Source organism: Labrys okinawensis, from assembly GCF_047345005.1.
In the GTDB taxonomy this organism is placed as follows: Bacteria; Pseudomonadota; Alphaproteobacteria; order Rhizobiales; family Labraceae; genus Labrys; species Labrys okinawensis.
On sequence record NZ_CP178864.1, the window covers coordinates 4,562,966 to 4,586,963 of the forward strand.

At 62.7% G+C, this 23,998-nt stretch carries 22 protein-coding genes and 1 tRNA gene; 13 read left to right on the plus strand and 10 right to left on the minus strand.

What is annotated here, in order from left to right:
• Positions 1-410 precede the first annotated feature (410 nt).
• The 10 genes from ACMDCR_RS21365 (at position 411) to ACMDCR_RS21410 (ending at position 10,878) form a co-directional block, all read left to right on the plus strand.
• The gene (locus tag ACMDCR_RS21365) at positions 411-1,106 is read left to right on the plus strand and encodes an MtnX-like HAD-IB family phosphatase (RefSeq protein ID WP_413988548.1); all 696 of its coding nucleotides are present in this window, start codon (positions 411-413) and stop codon (positions 1,104-1,106) included.
• Positions 1,106-2,020, plus strand: coding sequence for an arginase family protein (locus ACMDCR_RS21370; RefSeq protein ID WP_413988549.1), 915 nt, complete (start codon positions 1,106-1,108; stop codon positions 2,018-2,020). The genes ACMDCR_RS21365 and ACMDCR_RS21370 overlap by 1 nt, the downstream gene beginning before the upstream one ends.
• Positions 2,017-2,379: an EamA family transporter gene (locus ACMDCR_RS21375; RefSeq protein ID WP_413988550.1), complete on the plus strand. Its 363-nt coding sequence runs from the start codon at positions 2,017-2,019 to the stop codon at positions 2,377-2,379. The genes ACMDCR_RS21370 and ACMDCR_RS21375 overlap by 4 nt, the downstream gene beginning before the upstream one ends.
• Positions 2,376-3,272, plus strand: a complete 897-nt coding sequence (locus ACMDCR_RS21380) for an alpha/beta hydrolase (RefSeq protein ID WP_413988551.1) — start codon at positions 2,376-2,378, stop codon at positions 3,270-3,272. The genes ACMDCR_RS21375 and ACMDCR_RS21380 overlap by 4 nt, the downstream gene beginning before the upstream one ends.
• A complete protein-coding gene (locus ACMDCR_RS21385) occupies positions 3,269-4,405 on the plus strand; it encodes a GNAT family N-acetyltransferase (protein WP_413988552.1) in 1,137 nt (378 codons plus the stop codon). The genes ACMDCR_RS21380 and ACMDCR_RS21385 overlap by 4 nt, the downstream gene beginning before the upstream one ends.
• Positions 4,402-4,797, plus strand: a complete 396-nt coding sequence (locus ACMDCR_RS21390) for an EamA family transporter (RefSeq protein ID WP_413988553.1) — start codon at positions 4,402-4,404, stop codon at positions 4,795-4,797. The genes ACMDCR_RS21385 and ACMDCR_RS21390 overlap by 4 nt, the downstream gene beginning before the upstream one ends.
• On the plus strand, positions 4,794-6,605 hold the full coding sequence (locus ACMDCR_RS21395; RefSeq protein ID WP_413988554.1) for a sensor histidine kinase: 1,812 nt from the start codon (positions 4,794-4,796) through the stop codon (positions 6,603-6,605). Before ACMDCR_RS21390 ends, ACMDCR_RS21395 begins: the two co-directional genes overlap by 4 nt.
• Entirely contained in the window at positions 6,580-7,962 is a 1,383-nt protein-coding gene (locus tag ACMDCR_RS21400; RefSeq protein ID WP_413988555.1) for a sigma-54-dependent transcriptional regulator, read from the plus strand. Before ACMDCR_RS21395 ends, ACMDCR_RS21400 begins: the two co-directional genes overlap by 26 nt.
• Before the next feature lie 20 nt (positions 7,963-7,982).
• Entirely contained in the window at positions 7,983-9,248 is a 1,266-nt protein-coding gene (locus tag ACMDCR_RS21405) for a class I SAM-dependent methyltransferase (RefSeq protein ID WP_413988556.1), read from the plus strand.
• 73 nt (positions 9,249-9,321) lie between these two features.
• The gene (locus ACMDCR_RS21410; RefSeq protein WP_413988557.1) at positions 9,322-10,878 is read left to right on the plus strand and encodes a DUF4070 domain-containing protein; all 1,557 of its coding nucleotides are present in this window, start codon (positions 9,322-9,324) and stop codon (positions 10,876-10,878) included.
• Positions 10,879-10,888: 10 nt separating this feature from the next.
• Here ACMDCR_RS21410 and ACMDCR_RS21415 read toward each other — a convergent pair whose 3' ends face one another.
• The 6 genes from ACMDCR_RS21415 to ACMDCR_RS21440 all read right to left on the minus strand — a co-directional run bounded on the left by ACMDCR_RS21415 (position 10,889) and on the right by ACMDCR_RS21440 (position 17,098).
• The gene (locus ACMDCR_RS21415) at positions 10,889-11,743 is read right to left on the minus strand and encodes a MipA/OmpV family protein (RefSeq protein WP_413988558.1); all 855 of its coding nucleotides are present in this window, start codon (positions 11,741-11,743) and stop codon (positions 10,889-10,891) included.
• Positions 11,744-11,861: 118 nt separating this feature from the next.
• A complete protein-coding gene (locus ACMDCR_RS21420) occupies positions 11,862-12,461 on the minus strand; it encodes a phosphatase PAP2 family protein (protein ID WP_413988559.1) in 600 nt (199 codons plus the stop codon).
• Position 12,462: 1 nt separating this feature from the next.
• A complete protein-coding gene (locus ACMDCR_RS21425; RefSeq protein ID WP_413988560.1) occupies positions 12,463-15,153 on the minus strand; it encodes an ABC transporter permease in 2,691 nt (896 codons plus the stop codon).
• Complete coding sequence (locus ACMDCR_RS21430) at positions 15,150-15,917, minus strand: ABC transporter ATP-binding protein (protein ID WP_413988561.1); 768 nt, start codon at positions 15,915-15,917, stop codon at positions 15,150-15,152. Before ACMDCR_RS21430 ends, ACMDCR_RS21425 begins: the two co-directional genes overlap by 4 nt.
• Positions 15,910-16,575: an ABC transporter ATP-binding protein gene (locus tag ACMDCR_RS21435; RefSeq protein WP_413988562.1), complete on the minus strand. Its 666-nt coding sequence runs from the start codon at positions 16,573-16,575 to the stop codon at positions 15,910-15,912. Before ACMDCR_RS21435 ends, ACMDCR_RS21430 begins: the two co-directional genes overlap by 8 nt.
• A 4-nt stretch (positions 16,576-16,579) precedes the next feature.
• A complete protein-coding gene (locus ACMDCR_RS21440; RefSeq protein ID WP_413988563.1) occupies positions 16,580-17,098 on the minus strand; it encodes a hypothetical protein in 519 nt (172 codons plus the stop codon).
• 338 nt (positions 17,099-17,436) lie between these two features.
• Between ACMDCR_RS21440 and ACMDCR_RS21445 the strand changes: the two genes are divergently transcribed.
• On the plus strand, positions 17,437-17,673 hold the full coding sequence (locus ACMDCR_RS21445; RefSeq protein WP_413988564.1) for a hypothetical protein: 237 nt from the start codon (positions 17,437-17,439) through the stop codon (positions 17,671-17,673).
• 112 nt (positions 17,674-17,785) lie between these two features.
• Here ACMDCR_RS21445 and ACMDCR_RS21450 read toward each other — a convergent pair.
• A tRNA-Ile gene (locus ACMDCR_RS21450) sits at positions 17,786-17,861 on the minus strand.
• 150 nt (positions 17,862-18,011) lie between these two features.
• Between ACMDCR_RS21450 and ACMDCR_RS21455 the strand changes: the two genes are divergently transcribed.
• Positions 18,012-18,728 carry an SIMPL domain-containing protein gene (locus ACMDCR_RS21455; protein WP_413988565.1) on the plus strand — a complete coding sequence of 239 codons (717 nt, stop codon included), beginning with the start codon at positions 18,012-18,014 and terminating at the stop codon, positions 18,726-18,728.
• A 189-nt stretch (positions 18,729-18,917) separates the two neighbouring features.
• The gene (locus ACMDCR_RS21460) at positions 18,918-19,403 is read left to right on the plus strand and encodes an Lrp/AsnC family transcriptional regulator (protein ID WP_413988566.1); all 486 of its coding nucleotides are present in this window, start codon (positions 18,918-18,920) and stop codon (positions 19,401-19,403) included.
• A gap of 5 nt (positions 19,404-19,408) precedes the next feature.
• Here the strand turns inward: ACMDCR_RS21460 and ACMDCR_RS21465 are convergent, their stop codons facing one another.
• From ACMDCR_RS21465 to carB, 3 genes are all read right to left on the minus strand, one after another.
• A complete protein-coding gene (locus ACMDCR_RS21465; protein ID WP_413988567.1) occupies positions 19,409-19,891 on the minus strand; it encodes a hypothetical protein in 483 nt (160 codons plus the stop codon).
• A gap of 161 nt (positions 19,892-20,052) precedes the next feature.
• Positions 20,053-20,526: a transcription elongation factor GreA gene (greA, locus tag ACMDCR_RS21470; protein WP_413988568.1), complete on the minus strand. Its 474-nt coding sequence runs from the start codon at positions 20,524-20,526 to the stop codon at positions 20,053-20,055.
• Positions 20,527-20,646: 120 nt separating this feature from the next.
• Positions 20,647-23,952 carry a carbamoyl-phosphate synthase large subunit gene (gene carB, locus ACMDCR_RS21475; RefSeq protein WP_413988569.1) on the minus strand — a complete coding sequence of 1,102 codons (3,306 nt, stop codon included), beginning with the start codon at positions 23,950-23,952 and terminating at the stop codon, positions 20,647-20,649.
• Between the last annotated feature and the right edge of the window lie 46 nt (positions 23,953-23,998).

Genomic DNA, 23,998 nt, shown 5'->3' on the forward strand with positions numbered 1-23,998 from the left:
AAGGAGACGACGTGGCATTTCCTGCAACCCGAAGCGCAAGCAGCATGCCAATTCGGCGGGAACGCGATATCTCAATGACTTAGGTACATTTCACCCTCCCCCGCGGGAGAAAAAGGCCTAGGCGTACCCAACATTTCCCGGTGGAAGCTACAAAATTTGATGCTCGCAATTTGGAGGAATGTCACGCTGGCCGCCGGAAAAGTCTAGGCAGGCTTGCGTTGGCAAACCAACGCTTCGCCTGCCTAGGTCCTTGTTTCAACGGGGGTTCTTGCGGGCAAGCCGTGATACATTTTTCCCCAGCCTGCTCTGGATTCCGGAGATGTCGGGCCTGGAAAAGGCGTGGCACGCATCTTGCGAAAGCTTGTCCGAACCTATGCGCCACGGGCGTATCCTAAGTGCCGGACAGCGCGATGACCTACCGCATTCTTTGCGACTTCGATGGAACCGTTACACATGGCGATGTGACGGATATGCTCCTGGAAGCATTCGCAGAGCCCGGCTGGCAGGATATCGAGGCGCAATGGCAGGCGGGCGCGATTGGCTCCGCCACCTGCATGGAGCGGCAGGTCGCCCTAATGCGTTGCGACCGCCAAGCATTGAATGCGATGCTCGATACGGTCCGGATCGACGTCGGTTTCCTCGGCTTCGCCGCAAGGTGCCGGCAGCTGGGAATTCCTCTGGTCATCGTCAGTGATGGTCTGGACTATGCGATCCAGCGCATTCTCACCCGGCATGGAATTGGCGACTTGCCAGTGATCGCCAACCGGTTGATGTTCCTGGATGATGAACGATACGCCATGGCGAGTCCGCACGCCGTGGCCGGCTGCCGGTCTGCCGCCGGCACCTGCAAATGCCGGGCAGCACGTTCCACGGAAGAAGAAGAGCAGCTCGTCCTCATCGGTGACGGACGGTCGGATTTCTGTGTCGCCGAGACTGCCGACATCGTGTTCGCCAAGGATAAGCTCCTGGCCTACTGCCGGCTTCAGGGCATCGAGCATGTGCCATTCGAGCACTTCGCCCAGCTCACGAATTTCCTTTCGATGGGCCTTGAATACGAACCCGCGACCGTCACCGCGGCATGCGAGCGCTTGGGGGTGGCGCCGTGATGCGGATCCGCGTTCTCGACCTTGATGGCAGCCTGCGCGACCAGCCGCCGATCGTACGGCGGCTGACAGGCGGCAACATCGAGCTGCACGACCTGCGCCCGCAAGGTCCCGCCCTGCGCCTGTGGTCGCTCGGTCATCACTTCGCCGCCTTCGATCGCTTCTGGTGCAGCCTGCCTCGCGGCCGACAACCGGTGCTGACTCTGGTCGGCTCTGGTGATTTCCATCATCTCACCGCAAGCTTCATCGCCGCGGCCGACGGACCTCTAACCGTCCTGCATTTCGACAACCATCCCGACTGGTGCTGGACCATGCCGCGCCGGCATTGCGGCTCCTGGACCCACGCGGTGCTAGCCATGCACCACGTTGAGCGTCTCATCACCATAGGCCCGTGCAGCGAGGATCTAGTCCGTCCCGACCGGAAGGGCGCGGATATGGATGCCCTGTCGACGGGACGACTTGAGCTTTATCCCTGGTGGCATGCGCCCTCCGCCGTCGAGAGATCCGGAATCGCCGACGGGCCCGGCCATCGCGTCGCGGATGGCGCGCTGCATTGGCGCAATCTCGCTGGGGATGACTGGAGAGTGTTTCTGGATGAATTGGTCCAAAATATCACAACCGAAAAGGTCTGGATCACCATCGACAAGGACGTGCTGTCCCCCGCCTACGCCGTGACCAATTGGGATCAGGGCGGGCTGCCGCTCGACAATCTGGTTGAAGCGGTCCTGCGGATTGCCGCCCGCTTCATGGTCGTCGGGGCTGACATCTGCGGCGAATATGCGCCCATTCGCCATCGCAATCCTTTGAAATACCTGGAGGCTCGGCTCGACCAGCCGCGTGCGTTCGACCTGCCCGATCTTGCCGTCAATGCCCGGACCAACGAGCGGTTGATCGCCGCTTTCGAGGAGGCCCTATGACGATGTTGGCCATCCTGGTCCTTGCCGGTACCATCTGCTGTGACGTCATCGGTCAGCTTTGTTTCAAGGTTGGTCTCGACGATCCCTCCATTTCGATCCAGGCCCGACCGATCTGGCTGAGGGTCATCGGCTCTCCCCTGATCTGGCTCGGGCTGGCGACCTACGCCGTAGAGATCGCGGCGTGGCTGTTCGTTCTTTCCCGCCTGCCGCTGAGCGTTGCCTTCCCGCTGGCAGGGCTGTCCTATTGCGGCATCGCCCTCGCCAGCCGCTTCATTCTCCGTGAATCCATTTCGCGCCGACGCTGGATCGGGACGATCCTGATTGCGCTGGGCGCCGCCGTCGTGGGAAGCTCTCTGTGAAATTTCGCAATTCAGCCAGACCGGACCTCCACCTCGCCGGATTGCAGCCGGATCACGGCTTCCACTATCCGGGCGGCCCCGCAGCCGTGCTTATGATTCATGGGCTGACGGGCACGCCTGCCGAGTTGAAATTCGTCTCGAAGGGACTGGCCCGAGCCGGCTTTTCGGTCTACGGCGTGCAACTGGCAGGCCACTGCGGTAGCGAAGCCGATCTTCTCGCGACGGGCTGGCAGGATTGGCTGGACAGCGTACTCGCAGCCTTTGACCGTATCCGCGTGCGGCATGAAACCGTCTTCGTCGGCGGCCTTTCCATGGGAGCCCTCCTCGCATTACTGGTCGCCGCGCACCGGCCGCAACAAGTCAACGGATGCATCCTTTATTCCCCCACGCTGTTCTATGACGGCTGGAGCATTCCCCGCGTCAGCGTCATGATCCATCTGGCGATCCTGCTCGGTTTCGGCCGCTTCCTGCGCTTTCGCGAGAACTACCCCTATGGCGTCAAGGACGACCGACTGCGTGCCCGTATCCTGTCCGCCATGGAATCAGGCCGGAGCGAGGAAGCCGGCCTTCTCCACATGCCCGGACGAAGCCTTGGCCAATTGCTCCGCCTGATCCGCGACCTCAAGCGCCGTCTGCCCGGCATCAGGACCCCTGCCCTGGTGCTCCACGCCCGCGAGGACGACGTCACTAGCATCAGGAATGCCTCTTACATTGCGGCGAACATCGGCGGGCCGATCGAGAAGATCCTGCTCGAGGACAGCTATCATCTGATCACGCTCGACCGCGAGCGCGAGCTGGTCACCGACCACACCATCGCGTTCCTGCACCGGATGGAGCGTTTGAGACCATCAGCCCTGCGCACCCTTCCTCAATCCGAACGCGTGGCGTCATGACACTTCAAGCCACCGTCGAGACCTCCATCACCGCTTTTTCTGCTGCCGACTGGGATCGCTGCTTTCCTGGCGACCCCGAGAACTGGGCCTTCTACCGGGCTTGCGAACTGGCGGGGCCCCCAGGCTTCGACTGGTACTACGCCGCGATCCTCGCGGATGGCCGCCCTATCGCGGTGGCTCCCGCCTTTGGCACCGATTACCGCCTGGATACCACCGTACAAGGGTCCATGAAGCGGATAACGAACTGGCTCCACGATAGGCTGCCTTCCCTCCTCTCCCTACGCCTGCTCGCCCTGGGTTCCCCGGTTGCGGAGATATGCCATCTTGGCTTTGCACCGGAAATCAATGCTGCGCTCAAGCCGGATCTGCTCGCGCGCATGGTTGAGGCGCTGCAGCAATTCGGCGCGCGGAGCCGCTACAGCCTGCTGGGCATCAAGGATGCGCCTTCCTTCGACGACGCGCTCTGGACCGATCCGATGCAGCGCGGAGGGTTCACACGCCTGCCCGGCCTGCCGACCGCCATTCTCGACCTGCCCTATCGCAGCTTTGAAGACTACCTCGCCAGCCTGAGCCGCGCCACGCGCAAGGACATGCGGCGCAAGATGAAGGATTTCAAGGAGGTTCGTGTCGAGCGTCGCTGGGCGATCGACGATGTGGTGCAAGAGGTCGCTGCCCTCTATCAGGAAACCGTCGCTCATAGCGAACTGCAGTTCGAACACCTGCCGCCCAGCTATTTTCCAGAATTGTTGCGTTCCCTCGCCCCGCGGGCGAGCATCTTTCTCTACTGGGCCGAAGACCAGCTTGTTGCCTTCAATTTCGTGATCGAGACAGAGGGCCGCCTGATCGACAAATATATCGGCATGCACTACCCGGCCGTTCCGCGGTACAGCCTCTATTTCAACAGCTGGCTCCATAATGTCCGCTACTGCATCGAGCGCGGCATCCCACGCTATCAGAGCGGCCAGGCCTTCTACGGCCCAAAATTACGCCTGGGTTGCCGCCTCCTGCCCAATTGGCAGTATTTCCGCCATAGGAATGTCGCGATCAATGCCATGCTCCAACTGGTGGCGCGGATTGTAAGGCTCGATCGCTTCGACCCGGCGATCGCGGAACTGGTGAGAGGGACGCCATGACCGACGGCGTGGCGACGGGACGCCCGGGGACCCAGGCCATTATCATAGCCTGGGTACTGCTGCTCGGGTTCGAGACCCTGGCGCAGGTCGGTCTGAAGGCGGGCGGCCAAGCTCTCGCAAACACGCCGTTCGGCCCATCGTGGTTTCTGGAGGCTTCGCATACCCCCTGGGTCTGGGCCGGCGTTGCCGGCTATGTCGGCGGCTTTGCCGCATGGATGGTGATCCTCGACCGCATTCCCTTGAGCTTCGGCTTTCCGCTGACCGCCGTGGTTATGCTCTCGGTTGCGGTCGCGTCCTATTACCTGTTCCATGAAATGCTTTCGCTCTGGCGGCTCAGCGGAATCGGCCTCATCATCGCGGGGCTTGTGATCATGGGAGGGGACGATCCGTGACCCTTCTTGAGCGTCTGGGAGGATTTTGGGCGCGGTCGATCCGCTGGAAGCTGGTCGCGGTTTTCGTGCTGATCAGCGTCGTGCCGATGCTGGCCGCCAGCCATCTTGCGACACAGCTCGTGGCGACGGCGTTCGAGAACAATGTTCGTGGATGGCTGTTCCAGACCTCGCGCTTCTTCGTGGCCAACATCCTGGACGAGCGGCGAGAAACGGCCGGCGTCGCCAAGGCCATGGTGGAAACGGGCAGTCTCAACGGCCTCCTCTCCGGACAAACGCGTGAGCTCCCCGCGCCCGTTTCGCATGTGATCGGCGCGCTCGGCTACGACCTCTTCATGATCACTGACGAGAATGACAAGGTCGTTTTCTCGTCGCGGGGAGGAAGCAACATCACTCGGGTGCCGTTCGACCAGGGTCAGACCCTTTATCTCTATGACAATGCCGGGCAATCCGTGTTGATGGCGGCGGGAAGCACCGAGACGACGTTCGACGGCCATCGCTTCCGCATCCTGATCGGCAACTTCGTCGACCAGAGCTTCGTCAACAATATGGGCGTGCTGTCGTCGTTGACCATTCAGCTCTTCTACAAGGTCAACGGCAAGTTCAAGGAGCTCTACACCTCGCAACCCGGCAGCGCCGCGCCTCTGCCCGATGCGGCACTGGCCCGTCTAGAACAGGGCAGCGCCAGCGGCTTTGTCAAGGCGCGGCCGGATGGCGACAATCCCTCCGTTGCCATCATGGCCCCGATCCAGGATGGTGACCACCTGATAGGCGTCGTCTATTGCGGCCTCAGCCCACAATCCAATCTCGCCGATTGGATAACCCGTGGGAATCTGTTCATCGGTATCTTTGCCTGCGGCATGCTGCTCTCGGTCGTTGCCGGCCTCATCATGTCGCGCCTGCTGACACAGCCGGTGATCCGCCTGTCGCAGGGCGTCAATGCCATCGCCAAGGGCGACTTCACCCAGCGCGTCCCGGTGCACGGCCAGGACGAGCTCGGCCACCTTGCCATGGCCTTCAACTCCATGGCGTACCAGCTTGAGGGGTTGCGCAAGATGGAGGCGAAGCTGCGCCGGCGCGAGCGCCTTATCACGCTGGGTGAGGTAGCCGCCGGCCTGGCGCATGAGGTGCGCAACCCGTTAGGCATCATCAAGACTTCGGCCGAGCTGTTGCAGGACAGCCCCAACCTCACCGACGTGCAACTTCGTCGCCTGGGATATGTGGTGGACGAGGTGCGCCGGATCGACCACCTCATCCGCGACTTCCTCGCTTTCGCCAAACCGCCGCAGCGCATGGTCGACCTGCCGCCGGCCGCCCTTGTCGAGCGCGTGCTCGGCAGTTGCCAGAGCGAGATCGAGCGCCAGAATGTTGCCGTGCGCGTCGAGGACAGGGCACCAGGAATTCTGGTGCATGTCGATCGCGATCAGATGATCCAGACCTTCCTCAATCTCGTGCTCAACGCCTTGCAGGCGATGGAGACGGCGCCGGAACTGGTTGGCGGCCCGCCGCAGGCTCAATTGCGTCCCCAGCTCGACATCCTGATCGCCAGCTCAGGCGACGATGTGCATTTCGTATTCGCCGACAATGGTCCGGGCATCGCACCTCATCTGATCGACCGCATCTTCGATCCATTCGTCACCACCAAGGACAGCGGCACGGGGCTCGGCCTCGCCAGGGTCTTCGCGGTGGCTGAAGGTCATGGAGGCTGGATCGAGGCTCGCAACAATCCGCTTGGCGGAGCCATCTTCGAGTTCGTCATACCCCGGTCGCAGCGGAGGGCGGGCAATGTCCCAGTCGATCCTGATCGTTGACGACGAAATTCGGCTGCTCGACGTGCTCTCGGGCCTGCTGGAGGCCCTAGGTTACACCGCCCTGTCCGCCAGCAGCGGCCCGGCCGCGATCGAGCTTCTAGAGGGCGAGCAGATCGATCTCGTGCTAACCGACCTACGTATGCCCGGCATGAACGGCCAGGAATTGCTGGCAGAGATCCGCCGGCGCTACCCCACCATGCCCGTGGTGATCATGACCGCCTTCAGCACGGTGCGCGATGCCGTTCAGGCGATCAAGGACGGTGCCTTCGACTATATCGCCAAGCCGATCGAGCAGGAGGAACTGGCGACCACGCTCGCCAATGCCCTGCGGCTGCATGAAGCCCTGCGCGACAACGAACGGCTCCGCCAGGAGCTGGCGGGCCGCTATAAATTCGACACGCTGGTGGGCAATTCCCCTTCCTTCCAGAAGGTGATCCGAGCGATCAGCGAGGTGTGCGAACAGCGCACCACGGTACTGGTCACCGGCGAGAGCGGCACGGGCAAGGAGGTGGTGGCGCGCGCCATCCACTTCAACAGCCCACGCCACCGCAAGCCCTTCATCGCGGTCAATTGCGCGGCGATCCCCGAGACCCTCCTGGAAAGCGAGTTCTTCGGGCATGTAAAGGGCAGCTTCACCGGCGCCGTCGCCAATCGCGTGGGACGCTTCGCCCAGGCCGAGGGCGGCACGCTCTTCCTCGACGAGGTCGGGGACATGCCGCTGCAGCTGCAAGTCAAGATATTGCGGGTGCTGCAGGAGCGGCAATATGAGCCCGTCGGCGGCACCGGCACCCGGACGGCGGATGTCCGCATCATAGCCGCAACCAACCGCGATCTGATGGACATGGTGGCCGACGGCAAGTTCCGGGAGGATCTCTATTATCGCCTCGCCGTCTTCCCGATCCGGTTGCCGGCCTTGCGTGAGCGCGGAGAGGACATCCCGCTGTTCCTCAGGCTCTTCGCAGACCAGCTCGCTCCCTCGCTCGGCAGGCGCGACGTGCAGTTCAGCCCCGATGCGGTGCGCGTGCTCTCAAGCTATCGCTGGCCCGGCAATATCCGGGAATTGCAGAACTGCGTCGAACGTTCGCTGATCTCGGCACGCAGCCCGATCATCACCGCCGCCGACCTGCCGCCCTACATTGTCGAGCAGCCGGCGGTGGCGAACGGCAGCACCTTCCCCTTGCAGCTCGACGACCTTGCGGCCGATTTCGAACGACGGCTGATCGTCGACGCGCTCAAACAAGCTGAGGGCGTGCAGGTGCGGGCGGCCGAGCTGCTCGGCATCAGCGAACGCAGCCTTTGGCACCGTCTCAAGAAATACGACATCGCCGTCTCAAAGGCGGTTGCGCCGCGCCCCTGAGGCGTGGACGGGAGGCTTCCATGACCCCGATCCTTCATCACATCCTGCGCCGTGCCTTCGGCCGCATCGTCCATAGGGGCTCGCTTACCCTCATCGCACCCTCAGGCCTGCGGATGAGCTTCGGCGACGGCACGGGCGAGCCCGTCACTGTACGCCTGACGGACAAGCGCGCCGTACTCGCGCTGCTGACCGACCCGGACATGCGGCTCGGCGAGCTCTATATGGACGAACGCTTCGTGGTCGAGCAGGGCTCCATCTATGACTTCCTGCATCTGATGCTGCGCGAAGCCCAGAACCGCTCGCATCCCCTGCCAGCCCGCCTGATCGACCGCGTGCGCGCCTCGCTGCGCCGCTTCCGTCTGCGCAACCTCCCAACTCGCTCGAAACGCAATGTCGCCCATCACTACGATCTCGACGGGCGGCTCTACAGCCTGTTCCTCGATGCCGACCGGCAATATTCCTGCGCCTATTTCCAGCATGAAGGACAGAGCTTGGAAGAAGCGCAGGCGGCCAAGAAACGCCATATCATCGCCAAGCTTCGGATCGAACCGCGGCACAAGGTGCTCGACATCGGCTCGGGTTGGGGCGGCCTCGCCTGCTCGATCGCCGAGGCCGGTGCGGCCGAGGTGCGCGGCGTGACGCTCTCCGAAGAGCAGCTTGCCTACGCTCGCGCCCGGCCAAAGGGCGAGGCGGAGGGGCATGTTCACTTCGATCTTACCGACTACCGTGCCGTTCGGGGCCGCTTCGACCGCATCGTCTCGGTCGGCATGTTCGAGCATGTTGGCGTCGGCTCCTACGGCGCCTTCTTCCGGACTTGCCACCGGCTGCTGGCCGACGACGGCGTCATGCTGCTGCACACAATCGGCTGTTCGGCCGAACCCGGCTTTACCACGCCCTGGCTCGATAAATACATCTTCCCCGGCGGCTATATCCCCTCGCTTTCCGAAATCCTGCCCGAGATCGAGCGGGCCGGCCTCTTCGTCACCGATGTCGAAGTGCTGCGCCTGCATTACGCCTTGACCCTGCGATCCTGGCGCAAGCGCTTCCTGGCGCGGCGGAACGAAGCCAGGGATCTGTATGACGAGCGCTTCTGCCGGATGTGGGAGTATTACCTCGCTGCCGCCGAAGTAGCCTTCCGCTGCGAGGATCTCGTGGTCTTTCAGATCCAGCTTGCCAGGCGCAACGACACGCTGCCGATGACCCGCGACTATATCGGCCGCGCAGAACAAGCGCCGACCGCGGCCGTCAGGGCGCCTGACATGCCTGCGCTGAAACAGGCCTCCTAACTCTCAAGGATCTCGAGCTTCTAAAAACGGAATTGAGCTGACGCTTTTCACCCCGACAAGGAACGATGGCTCCATGGCCCATATCGTGCTGATCAATCCCCGCTTCGAAGCCTCCTATTGGGGGCTGGAACATGCCCTACCCCTCTTCGATGCCAAGGCCAACCTCCCTGTTGCCTGCCTGCCGCTACTGGCGGCTCTCACCCCTAGCGAACACCGCGTCACGCTGATCGACGAGAATGTCGAGGAGATCGACTACGACCTGTGCGCCAGGGCCGACATTGTCGGCGTCACCGGCATGATCGTGCAGCGCTTCCGCATGAAGGAGATTCTCACCGAGCTGAAACACCGCAGCTGCTTCGTCGTGGTCGGCGGCCCCTGGATCACCGTGCAGGAGGACTATTTCGGTGATCTTGTCGATGTCGCCTTCATCGGCGAGGCCGAGGCGACCTGGCCGTGCTTCCTGGCCGAATGGGCGGAAGGACGACACGCCAGCCGCTATGAACAAGCCGACAGGACCGACATGACCACGGTTCCGATCCCGCGCTTCGACCTCCTGAAGATGGACGATTACGCCGTCGGCAGCATCCAGTTCTCGCGAGGCTGTCCCTTCACCTGCGAGTTCTGCGACATCATCGTGGTGTTCGGCCGCAAGCCGCGCATCAAGACGAGCAGTCAGGTCCTGGCGGAGATGGAGGCGCTGCTGGCGACCGGAATGGATACCGCCTTCATCGTCGACGACAACCTGATCGGCAACAAGAAGGCGATCAAGGAGGTGCTGCGCGACGTCATCGCCTGGCAGGCACGGCACAACTATCCGATGACCTTCGTCACCGAGGCTTCGATCGACCTCGCCGATGACGGAGAGCTCATGCAGATGATGGTGGACGCCAATATCCGTGTCGTCTTCATTGGCATCGAGACGCCGAACGAGGCGGCGCTACGAGAAACCAAGAAGCTGCAGAATGTGCGCAAGGGCATGAGCATGCTGGAAAAGGTGCACACGATCCAGCGCGCCGGAATCGAGGTCTGGTGCGGCATGATCCTGGGCTTCGATAGCGACGACGCCACCATCTTCGATGCCCAGCGCGCCTTCATCAAGGAAGCGCGCATCGTCAACGCCATGGTGGGCATGCTCTCCGCCATCCCCAAGACGCCGCTCCACGCACGTCTTGCCAAGGAGGGACGGCTCGATCCCTCGGACAAGCAGCCTTATGGCACCAATGTCATCCCGCTCCAGCTTAGCCGCGAAGAACTGCGCGACGGCTACCTGTCCGTTATGGGGGACCTCCATGAGCCCAAGGCTTTCTTTGATCGGCTCGATGCTCTCTATCTCGACGAACGGATTGAGCCCGAACGCACGCGCCTACTCCATCTGCGCCAGCATCCCCTGCAACTCGTCAGGCTCAATGCAATGTGGGTGTTCGAGGCCTTCGGCATCTTCATGCGCCTGATGCGCCGGGTGCCCGAGCCCGAGTTGCGGCGTGTCTACCGTCAGCGCCTGTGGGCCATGCTCAAACGCCGTCGCTCGCCCGTGGTGATGCAGATCTACGCCATCAAATGCGCGATGCATTACCACGCCTATACGATGATCCGGCAGATGCGCTCCGGCCAGATCGTCAATTCGTTCTGATCCCCTCGGATCAGAACTTGACGCCAAAGGAATAGCTGAGGTCCAACCCGACCGTGCTCTGATTGGACGAGCCAATCCGCGAGACGATGGGACTATCGGCGGCGTCCCCTACGAGGCGATCATATTTGTAATAGAGCGTCGCCTTCCAGGCAGGGTTGAAGCGATAGGCAGCGGACGCCAACGCCCCGACGGACTTGATGCCGCTGGTGGCGCGATAGGGCATGACCTGACCATTCTGTGCGGCCTCCCCTTCTGAGATGCTGAAGGAATTGCGCATATAGGTGCCATTGGCCAGTGACAGCCGGGGGCCAAGCGAGAAGGTGAAGGCCTGATAGGGCTGAACCCAGTCGGCCGAAAGGTCCGCCACCATCCCCTGCTGTCCGTGCAGGGCCTGGCGTATCTCGATATGCGCGCGCAGCCGATCCTCAATGAACCAATACTCCCCGAAAACACCGGCGTCGATTGTGAAGGGCAGCGAATGGAGACCGGCGAGGGAGCGGTCGTCCGAGCGGGACCGCCCGGCCCGAAAATCCGCGGCGGGACCGAAGGAGAAGCCATTGCTGTCGAACACACTGTAGGTGAAGGCATCATCGGGTGCGCTGAAGCCTTCCGGCTCGTCGGCGCGGCGAATGTCGAGATCGGAGGGCAGCACCGAAAAATTAGTCTTCGAGGCCCCCTCATAGCTTGGGCCATATTGCGCGCCGACTCCGAGCGTCACGATCCAGTCAGGCGGCGGCGCCGGCTGCGAAGAGAAATTCAGCACCGAATAGGGCGAAGCTTCCTGGCCCCACGCCGAAGCGTTCGTCAACAGAAGCGACGAGACCAGCGCAACTCCAAGGGCCAGCGTTATGAGACGCTTGTACATGAACCATATACCCGGATACTGATTGGCATTAGGCGTGCTGTGGCGGGGTGAAGCAAGTATCGAGTGTGTTCAGGGTGAAGAACCCGTTCGGGTGTAACAGGAAGTCTGCACATCATTGTTACGGCCTGATCCAGCCAAGCTTGATCAGGGGCCCGAAGAGCAGCCGATAGACTGCCTCCCCGAATGACAGCAGCGGGCCTCCCATCCATCGCATCGAAACCTCCGCGATACCCACTGCGATCAACGATGTGACCATGGCCCCCGCAATGTCGAGCGGCATGTGTACGCCGAGATATATGCGGGCCCAGCTGACGGCAAGCGCGACGACCGACAGCATGGATGCCGCGATCCAGCGCCGCCCGGCCCAATAGGAAGCAACGGCCGCGAAGAGCACCGTGGCATGGTCGCTCGGAAAGGAGGTGTCCGTGGCGCTGGCCAGGAAGGTGTGGCCGAGGGGAATGGCGAACGGTCTTGGCAGGAAGAGGAACAGGCCGATCACCTGGTTGAGCCCCAGCGCGAGAAGGATGGTCGCGAGCGCAAGCAACGCGGTCTCCCGCTGCTCCCTTTCTCCTCGCAGCCAATCCCGGCAAAGCAGGAGCGGCACGACGAGAATGGCGAAGACTGCAATCAGGCTGGCGGCCTCAATTGTCGCCCGCAGCGAAGAAGCGTCGGCATTCATCGCCAGGAACAGCGAGCGGTTCAGGGCTTCGAATTCCATGTCAGCGCATTTCCCTGATTGTTTCAAGTGGAGAGGTCTGGGCATCGCGGCGGGCCACCTCGATGGCGACGATGCTGGAGAGCAAGGCTGTACAGACAGTCACGACGAGATAGCTCCAGGGCACGGCGAGAGTTTCCGGCGGCGGATCGAAGGCACCCTGCAGAACAGTCACCAACATCCAGGCGATGAGACCACCGGCAACAAGACCAATCAAAGCGCCAAGGGTGAAAACCAGCCCGCCCTCCAGCCACAGGAAAGCGGCAATCTGGCGCGGGCTGGCGCCGAGCAGGGCAAGGATGGCAAAGCTGCGCCGGCGATCTGCCAGCCCCAGCGCGAGCACCAATCCAGCTGCGGCGGCAATGGCAATCACCGCAAAGCCGAGCTCCAGCCGGGTGAGGCCCGAGAGATCCACCGCCGTCAGGCTGGAGCCGATAAGATGGCTGGCCTCCCCGACATCGCTGACGCGAAGATCGGGCCGTCCAACCAACGCCGCCGAGATGGCCCGATGCAGGCTCTGCGGTGAGGTCGCGGCCCTGGCCAGCAGGATCTCGGCATCCTCCATGCCGGTCATTCTCGCGACATAACCCGCATTGGCCACCAGGAAGGAATCCCGCGGCGCGGTCGGGAATTCCCTGACGACCCCGACAAAGGTGAATGGCACGCTTACGAAGGCCTGCGTTCCCGCATGCTTGACGCGAAGGTTCAGGCGGTCGCCCGGCCTGAGCTGGAAGTCGGAAACGGTTTCTTCTGAGACCAATACGCCATCCTGCACACCCGCCAATGCTTCCAGCGTGCCGCGGGCATCGTGGCTGGCGAAAAAAGCGTCGGATATCGAGGTTGCCTGCCCGATACGCCGGGGATCGATGCCATAGAGATCCTGGAGGTCGGTGCCGACATAGGCGTAGCGATGCTGCATCGGCTCAACGGCGGCAACCTCGGGCAGCGAGGCGAGTTTTGCGATCTGCGCCCCTGCCGGCCTTCCGGCCTCCCCCTGCACCGTGACATCAGCTCCATTCGTAAGCTGTGCATCCACGAGCGCCTGCCCCTGATAGGTCGTGTTGAAGATTGCGGTCGAAACTGCAAAGGTAAAGGCCAAGGCCGTGAGGCCCACGCCGATGGCGAGGCGGCCTTGCTGGCGCGAAAAGCTGGCAGCAACAATCTCGGACAGCGCACCAGCCAGCGGAAAGACCAGGTAGGCAAGCAGCCAACGGCCCCGTTGCACCAAAGCGGTGACGCAGCGCAACGTGATGAGGCCAATACCGATCCACAGCAGCAACGGCGCCAGGAAGGACCAGTAGTCGACCGAGGTTTCCGCGACGCCCTCCGTCGCCAGGACAATTTGGTAGCCGCTCTCGGCAGTGCGCCAATAGACCAGCCCCGCAAGTCCGAGCAGGATGAAGTCGAGATGGATGCGCCGCCAGAGCGACGTCTCACGGGGGCCGATACTCATGCGCCCGGCGATAACGCTCATCCGCCTCATCCGATGCCAGGCTGGTAACAGGATCGAGCCAAGAGCAAGCACCAGTCCACCGACGGCGCCCAGCGCCATCATCCCCAGCACATCCCTCTCCAGGGTCATGCCCAGCACCATCGGGCCGATGAGAACAAGGAGACAGGCGGCGAGCGGCATTGCCGCCAGCCATATCACCATAGCTTCCCCCAGTGCGAGCGCCAGGATGGTGGATTGCGAAATACCGCGCTGCCTCAGCAGGGTCTGGTCGCGCTGCCGCGCCCGTTCACCCGAGGCCACCGTGGCGACGGTAAGCAGCCCCGCCAGGACAAGGCCCGGCGTGCCAAGGAACAGGAACAGCACCCTCGCGTAGAGGGAATCCGCCCGGGCTGCGTCAAGGCGCGCGGCGAGATTGTTGGCGAGCAGGCCCTGCCCCGCGAGGAGAAGCTCGAGATTGTGCCCGGCGGCGGACACGGATCGATAAGCCGCGAGCGGATCCGTCGGCAGGGCGGCATGATCAAGCGTTGCGTGGATCTGCCATCGCACGCTTCGTGGCCTATCCACGGCCTGCTTTGCAAAATAGCCCTGCCAGAGATCGAGTGGCAGGATGAGCACATTGTCCGGGGGCGCCTGCGGGGCGGCAGCTGCCGGCAACCCAATGGCCTGGAACATCGCATCCGCATTGGGCAGATCGACCACCCCGGCTACAGTTACCGTTTGTGAGGAAGTATCGGGGAGATGGACGATGACCTTGTCGCCCACCCCGACGTGAAGATTGGACGCCATCTGCTGGGTAACGAGCGCGCCGCCCAATGCACCCTGCAGAAGCCTTATCTGTCCCGGAAAGGTCTCCGCATAGGTCTGGCTTAGGCCCAGGACCTGCCCAGCTCCAGTGGTCTGCACTGTATCGGCGGTGCTGGCTTCGAAGCCATCGACGGAGGCATAGCCCACATTCTCATGGCGCCTCACGCTCACAGCATCGCCAAGCGCGGCCTGCGCCGTTTCCATCTGCACGGCGGGCGCCAGCTCGATCTGCCAATCCACCGGCACGGCTGCAATGGAACGGGCCGTCATCGCCGCTTCGCTGTTCCTGAGGAAAGCCAACAGCAGGGCCAGCAGGGCAATGGTGATTGCCACACCGCAGACCGTGCCGGCCATGCGCCAGGGACGCGTGCGCGCCAGGCCACTGAGCCACCATCCCCCTGCCGTCACGGTTCGAAGGGCTGAGAGGGCGGTCTTCATGCAACCGCGCTCGCGCCATGGCCACCGTGCAGGGCCGGCTCCCGCCCTGCCCTGCACAGCGTCGGCGGCATGGGGCCTAGAGGACTGGCGATGTCGAGCAAACCGTGATCAATGGTCCAAATTGAGTTGAGCCGTCGCGCCACCTCGACATCATGTGTGGCGATCACCGCGGCACATTTATTGTCGGCGGTCCAACCAAGAAGCGCCTCGATCGCCGCCATGCCATTGGCATGGTCGAGCTGGCTGGTCGGTTCGTCCGCGAGGATCAGGTCGGGCTGGCCGACGATACAGCGGGCGAGCACGACCCGCTGGGCCTGGCCGCCAGAGATCTCCTCGGGCAGCTTGCCAGCAAGATCCTGCACCCGGAACAGGGACAACGCCGCCGCGGCCCGCTCTTCCGCGTCTCCGGCCGCACCGCCTCTCAGAATATGTGGCAACGCCGTGTTGGCGATGACTGTCAGGGACGGTATCAGGCTCGGCGCTTGGAAGGCCAGAGCGATGTCGCTGCTGGCGAGGCCGACCGGCTGGCGGTTGCGCGCGGGCAACCCGGGCCAGGCGATCGTTCCAGCATCCGGCCTATCGAGGCCTGCGATCAGGGCGAGAAGTGTAGACTTGCCGCTACCGGACGGCCCGGCGAGGGCTATGCAATCCATTGGCGCGATCTTGAAGGACGCAGAAACGAGCGCACCAACCTTTTGTCCCGCAAAGGCAAAAGAGCGCTGCAGATCCTGGGCAACGACGAGCGGCGTGGAGCCCTCAGGCATCGACCACTCTCCCATCCTTGAGATGAATGGCGCGGTTGGCCATGCGGGCGACCGCCTCGCTGTGGGTCGCGACCAGGGCCGCGGTGCCCTCATCGCAGCGCTCGCGGATCAGCGAAAGGATGGCCGCTTCAGTCTTGGAGTCGAGCTCGGCGGTCGGCTCGTCACAGAGGAGCACGGTGTGCGCCCCCGCGAGCGCGACGGCAAGGCCACCTCTTGCGACTTCCCCACCCGAGAGCTGGATCGGCAGCTTGTCGCCTTGCCGGGCCAGGCCCAGCTTTTCGAGCAGCTGATGGACCTGCTCATCCTCGCCCGTGCCAGCCAGATGCTGCTGCAGTCGAATATTCTGGAACACCGTGAGGTGATCGAAGAGCGTTCCAGACTGCATCAAGATGCCGACATGACGGCGGCGCAATTGGGAGCGCGCCGCTTCGGTGCGATGCGAGATGCGGGAACCAGCCACCTTGACATAGCCGCCATCGGGCTCCTCCAGCCCGGCGATGCAGGCGAGCAGGGTGGATTTTCCGCTCCCGGATGCGCCGATGAGCGCGACGATCTCGCCCTGACCGAGATCGAGGCTGACATCGCGCAGAGCGAATACCTCATCATCGCCAATCCGGTAGAATTTGTGCAGGTTCCGCCCTTCGACAACCACTGACATGATGTCATTTCCAGCGAAAGGAATCGGAGATCAGCTGCCATTGATCGGCATTGTCGGCGCCAAGAGGAGCGGAGAGATCGAGCGTCGCGAGCTTGCCGTTGTGAAAATAGTAGAAACGTTCGTTTTCAAGCCGACGTTGCGATGACGTAACCGAGTTGGGTTCGGAATTGGAGTTATATTGGATGCGAATGACCGTTCCGCTCTTCCGGGCGACGGTGCCTACACCCTTGATCTCGACCGCCCTACCCTCCTTCTGGAGCTTGGGAACGATCTGCGCCTTCACAACATCCAGCGTCGGCGCCGTGGTGGCATCCTCGATGTTGATGGCTATGGTGTCATATTTATCGGCGAACTGGACCTGATGCGGCGTCGTGCGCCGGGCCCACCCTTCTGGTGCCTTGAGCTCATAGCCATCGGAAGATCGATAGGTCACGAAGACCTGATTGTCCGGAATGTCGCCAGGCGGATTGTGCTCCGGCGCCACCGGTTTTTCGGCGGCGAAGCCGGCTGTCATCGCGAGCATCAATACGGCTCCAGCGGTACCGGCAGCCCAACGCAATCGAGTGTGAATTCTTGCGGCTTGCCCCTTCATGGCGAACTCCTACCAGAACCAGCCCCCGCAACCCTGACAATAGGAATGGACACTTAGGCTGGAGTTAGGGGCAAACGGCTCGCGGCATCCGCAATGTAACAGCGGATAGAAGGCAGCTCCTAAACTCTATCTAAATCTTATTTGATTACTCTCCCCGTCATTATTAGCATGATTCCACTCAATATTTCCCTCTATTCTGCTTCTAACGGTCGTTGCTGCGCATGCGCAGGACGCGACCGCGGCTTCTTTCGGAGCCGATGCCTTCATCAATGAACTGCGCTTCGGCGGGTTGTTGCACGATCTCACCAGCCCCGAGAAGAGCACTGGGCCGTATCAATGCCGAAATCCTGTTCGCCAAGCCCTGGGGCGGCGAGCAGACACGGCGGCTGCCGCGAGCCAATCTCGGCACCACGCTGAATTTCGGTGGAGGAACCTCCACCGTCTACGCAGGCGCAGCCAGCGACATCGCGAGGGACCTGAGCGACATGGAGCCGTCGCTGGCCTGACCAGCAAGCCCAAAACCGCATTTCATTGCTGCAATCATTGCCGAAGAACGTGCTCGCCAATGCCTTCGAAAGCGCAGCGTCATCTAAATAATTGCAGGTCAAGGGTAATTTCTGGTGGGCCCGGAGGGACTTGAACCCCCAACCAGACCGTTATGAGCGGCCGGCTCTAACCATTGAGCTACAGGCCCGGCTGTGCCAGACGGCGCATCTATAGGCAGAGTCTTGCTTGGGTTCAATGCGATTGATGCTTTCTGCCCACAGCCCGGTTGCCGTCATCATCCCGCCGCCTTCGGTTGCAAGTTTGCCGTTCCACACCGTTTCGTTTCCGGAGTTTCGCAATGCGACCGTCCTTCCTCGCCCGCCCTGCCCTTGCTGTCTTCCTGCTGGCGGGCTCGCTTGGTCTCGCCCATGCCAACGACCTCGAGCGCTCGATCTCGATCACTGGCGAGGCCTCCGTCGGCGCGAAGCCGGATGTCGCCTATGTCAGCATCGGCGTCGAGAATGCCGGCAAGGTGGCCAACGAGGTTCTTGCCGCCAATTCAAAGACCACCGGCGATGTCCTTGCGGCGCTCAAGGGCGCCGGGATCGATGCCAAGGACCTGCAGACCTCGGGCTTTACCGTGCAGCCGCAGATCCTGCGTCCGCAAAACAGTTCGCTGTCTAGCTCGGACGAGAGCCCCTCAATCACCGGCTACACAGTAGCGAATACCGTAAACGTCACGCTGCATGACCTGCCCAAGCTCGGCGAGGTGCTCGACAAGGCCGTCACCGCCGGCGCCAATTCCATCGACGGCGTCCAGTTCGATGTCTCCAATCCTTCCGCCCTGCTCGACGACGCGCGCAAGGCGGCCCTGGCGGATGCGCGGCGCAAGGCGCAAATCTATGCCGATGCCGCCGGCCTCAAGCTCGGCAAATTGGTCGAACTGAGCGAGAATGCCGGGCCGGTGGTCGGCGCGGTCTACCGGGCCAAGATGGCGACGGCGGCAGTGCCGATCGAGTCAGGCTCGAACACCCTCAACGTCACCGTCTCCGTGCGCTTCGAGCTGGATGAGTGAGTCGGCGCACATAAGTATCGTGCAAATTTCGGTTGCAGCGCACTGGTTTTGCTGCAGCCGCTCACCTTGCGCAAGGCCGCTGCGCAAGTTTGTTTCACAGAACAAACCGCGCTGCGTAACAAAGATGCTTGCTTGCCCCCCTCCTCCCGGTTTAGGACGGCTTACCTGTTCGCAACCGGAAAGCTTATCGTGCGCGCACGCCTTGACGCCGTCGACTGGAAAATCTTAGCGGAACTTCAGGCCGACGGCCGCATGACCAATGTGGAATTGGCCAAGCGTGTCGGCATCTCGGCTCCGCCCTGCCTGCGCCGCGTGCGCGCGTTGGAGGATGCCGGCGTGATCAAGGGCTACCGCACCATCCTTGACGAAGCCTCGCTCGGCTATGAGATCACCATCTTCGCCATGGTCAATCTCACCTCGCAGGCCGGCGCCGACCTCTCCTCCTTCGAGAATTACGTCAGAAGCCAGCCGCTGGTGCGCGAATGCTGGATGCTGTCGGGCGACATCGATTTCGTACTGAAATGCGTGGCGCGGGACCTGCGCTCGTTCCAGTCCTTCGTGGCGGAACTGACGGCTGCGCCCGCGGTGCGCAACGTCAAGACGGCGCTCACGCTGCGCTCCATCAAGGACGATCCGATCGTGCCGCTGGAGCTGGATCTCGGCGAGACGGCGTAACTGCCTTACCCCAGTTTGCTCAGCACCCAGTGCGCATAGCTCGAGGCCAGCCAGTCGTAGCGGCGCGGCGTGGGCATGGGGACTTCCGCCGCCGCATCCACCGAAGTGGTCGAGGAAAAGAGCGGGAAGCTCCTCAGCACGGCGCCTGAAGAAGAGGTGAGGGTTATCCGGCCATTGAGGGTATCGACGCTGTCCCAACTGATGATGCCGGCATCTGAATCGGTCGGGAAGCTGATATCGGTCAGTTGCACCGTCAATGTCGCACCGCCCCTGGCACCGGGCTGGTAACGCGGGCCAAGTTGCTTGATGAGGTTGCGCTGCACGAAGGGCGGCATGGTCTGCAGCCAAAGATTGCCCCCGCCGCTGACATGCACCGCCCTGATGACGGGAAGGCTGGCCACATCGGCATAGGAGGTGGCGCAACCGGCCAGCATCAGGCTGGCGCCGAATGCGAGAAAAGCCCGGCGCGCGATCTTACCCGTGGTCATGACACTCTCCTCAAGAAACAGTTCTGCTCTTTATAGAACGCCATGATGCGTCCATCGAGGCATTTTCGCGTGACGCAGAGGCGGCGTGACCAGCACGACAAACGCCGCACCCCAACGGAATGCGGCGTCCATACTTACAAACACCCGGGCCTGGAAAAAATTCAGTTCCAGGCGACGTTGGCGATCTCATAGGCCTTGGGGCCTTTTGGCGTGTTGACCTCGACGGAGACACCCATCTTCTTGCCGACCAGCGCTCGCGCCAATGGCGAGCCGATCGAGATCTTGCCGGAGCGGACATCGGCCTCGCTCTCACCCACGATCTGATAGGTCTTCTTTTCCTCGGTATCCTCGTCGATCAGCGTGACGCGCGCGCCGAACTTGACGGTATCCCCGGACAATTTGCTGACGTCGATCACTTCGGCACGCGACAATTGGTCTTCGAGCTCTGCGACGCGGCCCTCATTGTGGCCCTGGGCCTCCTTGGCGGCGTGGTACTCGGCATTTTCCGAAAGGTCGCCATGAGAACGCGCCTCGGAAATCGCCGCGATGATGCGCGGACGTTCTATCTGCTGGCGTTCCCTCAACTCTGCCTCGAGCGCGGCGTAGCCTGCCGGCGTCATCGGGATCTTGTCCATTGCTTCGTCTTCTCTTCAAAACGCAAAAGGCACGCGCGCGCCGGACCGAAAATCCTGCGCGACACACGCATCTTATCGCAAAGTTTTAGCGCCCTCCCCGGCCGGGGGCTGGCGCTCTCTTCAGAAATAGGACTGCAGGGGTCTGACTTCCAGATCGCCGCCCATATAGGCTTTGATACCCTGTGCAGCCGCTATGGCTCCAGAGAGAGTGGTGTAATATGGGACTTTATGCAAGAGGGCGGCGCGACGCAGCGAACGCGAGTCCTGCAGGGCCTGCGCCCCTTCGGTGGTGTTGAACACCAGTTGCACCCCGCCATTCTTGATGGCATCGACGATGTGCGGGCGCCCCTCCAGCACCTTGTTGACGCGTGTCGCCGCCACGCCATGTTCGGCGAGGAAACGCTGCGTGCCGTCGGTGGCGGTGATGGCGAAGCCGAGTTCGGCGAGACAGCGGATCGAATCGACGATGCGCGCCTTGTCGCTCTCCTTCACCGAGACGAACACCGTACCGCCCGTCGGCACCGAGGTGCCGCCACCAAGCTGGCTCTTGGCGAAGGCCACGGCATAGTCGCGGTCGAGGCCGATGACCTCGCCGGTCGAGCGCATCTCCGGGCCGAGCACCGTGTCGACGCCCGGGAAGCGGGCGAAGGGGAATACCGCTTCCTTTACAGCAATATGGTCGAGCTTCTTCTTCGTAAGGTTGAAGGAGGCCAGGCTCTCGCCGGCCATCACGCGAGCCGCGATCTTGGCGATCGGCTCGCCGATCACCTTGGCGACGAAAGGCACCGTGCGCGAGGCCCGCGGATTGACCTCCAGCACATAGATCTCGCCGTCCTTGATGGCATATTGCACGTTCATCAGGCCGCCAACATCTAGCGCCAGCGCCATCGCCTTGGATTGGCGCTCCAACTCGGCGAGGATTTCGGGATTGAGCGAGCGCGGCGGCAGCGAGCAGGCCGAGTCGCCCGAATGGATGCCGGCCTCCTCGATGTGCTCCATGATGCCGGCGATGAAGACTTGCTTGCCGTCGGAAAGGCAGTCGACGTCGACCTCGATCGCATCGGAGAGATAGCGGTCGAACAGCAGCGGATTCTTGCCGAGCAGCGTGTTGATCTGGCCGGTCTTGTCGTTGGGATAGCGCAGCTTGACTTCCGGCGGCACCATCTGCGGCAGGGTGCCGAGCAGATAGTCGTCGAAAGTCGTCTCGTCGCGGATGATCGCCATGGCGCGCCCGCCCAGCACATAAGAAGGACGCACCACCAGCGGCAGGCCGAGATCCCCGACCACCATGCGCGCCTGCTCCACCGAATAGGCGATGCCGTTCTTGGGCTGGCGCAGGCCGAGCTTGTCGAGCAGGCGCTTGAAGCGGTCGCGGTCCTCGGCGAGGTCGATGGCGTCGGGCGTGGTGCCGAGGATGGGAATGCCGGCCTCTTCGAGGGCGGCCGCGAGCTTGAGCGGCGTCTGGCCGCCGAACTGCACGATCACGCCATGCAGCGTACCGTTCGACTGTTCGAGCTTGAGGATCTCCAGCACGTCCTCGGCCGTCAAAGGCTCGAAATAGAGCCGGTCCGAGGTATCGTAATCCGTCGACACCGTCTCCGGATTGCAGTTGATCATGATGGTCTCGTAGCCCGCATCCGAGAGCGCGAAGCAGGCATGGCAGCAGCAATAGTCGAACTCGATGCCTTGGCCGATACGGTTCGGGCCGCCACCCAGGATCACCACCTTCTTCCGGTCGGAGGGGAGGGCTTCATCGGCCAGCATGCCGGCGAAGGGTGGGGCATAGGTCGAGTACATATAGGCGGTGGGCGAGGCGAACTCGGCCGCGCAGGTGTCGATGCGCTTGAACACCGGATGCACGCCGAGCTCGGAGCGGAGTTTCTTGATCGTTCCTTCCGGAACCCCGGCAAGCGCATCGAGGCGACGGTCGGCAAAGCCCATCGCCTTGAGGGAGCGCAGGGCGCCAGGCGTCCTGGGCAGGCCAGCCTTCTTGACCTTCTGCTCGGTCTCGACGATGCCGCGGATCTGGGCGAGGAACCAGGGGTCGATCTTGCACACGCCATGGATCTCGACATCGGAGAGGCCGAGGCGCATGGCCTGCGCGACATTGAGCAGGCGGTCCGGCGTCGGCTTGCCCAACGCGGCGCGGATGGCGTTCTTGTCGTCGCCCTGACCGAGGCCCTCGATCTCGATCTCGTCGAGGCCGTTCAGCCCGGTCTCCAGCGAGCGCAGCGCCTTCTGCAGGCTTTCCTGGAACGTACGGCCGATTGCCATCGCCTCGCCCACCGACTTCATCGCGGTGGAGAGGATCGGCTCAGCGCCGGGGAACTTCTCGAAGGCGAAGCGCGGGATCTTGGTGACCACGTAGTCGATGGTCGGCTCGAAGGAAGCCGGCGTGGCGCCGCCCGTGATGTCGTTGTCGATCTCGTCGAGCGTGTAACCGACGGCGAGCTTGGCCGCGACCTTGGCGATCGGAAAGCCTGTGGCCTTGGACGCAAGCGCCGAGGAGCGAGAGACTCGCGGATTCATCTCGATGACGACGAGGCGTCCATCGGCTGGATTGACGGCGAACTGCACGTTGGAGCCGCCCGTCTCCACCCCGATCTCGCGCAGCACCGCGATCGAGGCGTTGCGCATGATCTGGTATTCCTTGTCCGTCAGCGTCAGCGCCGGGGCGACGGTGATGGAATCGCCGGTATGCACGCCCATCGGATCGATGTTCTCGATGGAGCAGACGATGATGGCATTGTCCGCCTTGTCGCGGACGACCTCCATCTCGAACTCCTTCCAGCCGAGCACGCTCTCCTCCACCAGCACCTGCGAGGTCGGCGAGGCGTCGAGGCCGCGCTCGATGATGTCGATGAACTCGGCCTTGTTGTAGGCGATGCCACCGCCCGTGCCGCCCAGCGTGAAGGAGGGACGGATGATGGCGGGCAGGCCGATGAGGTCGAGCGCGTCCAGCGCTTCGCCGAGGCTGTGGGCAAGGCGGGAGCGCGGCGTCTCCAGGCCGATCTTGCCCATGGCCTCGCGGAAGCGCTCGCGGTCCTCCGCCTTGTCGATGGCGTCGGCGTCGGCGCCGATCATCTCAACGCCGAACTGGTCGAGCACTCCCATTTCGGCGAGCTTCAGCGCCGTGTTCAGAGCCGTCTGGCCACCCATGGTCGGCAGGAGCGCGTCCGGACGCTCCTTCTCGATGATCTTGGCGACAATCTCCGGGGTGATCGGCTCGACATAGGTGGCATCGGCCAGTTCCGGGTCCGTCATGATGGTGGCGGGGTTGGAATTGACCAGGATGACGCGATAACCCTCCTCACGCAGCGCCTTGACCGCCTGCGTGCCCGAATAGTCGAATTCACAGGCCTGGCCGATGACGATCGGGCCGGCGCCTATGATCAGGATGGAGGAAATATCGCTACGTTTGGGCATTGCTCGTCCGAAATAAGAGGGCCGGCATGAAAAAGCCGCGGAGGAG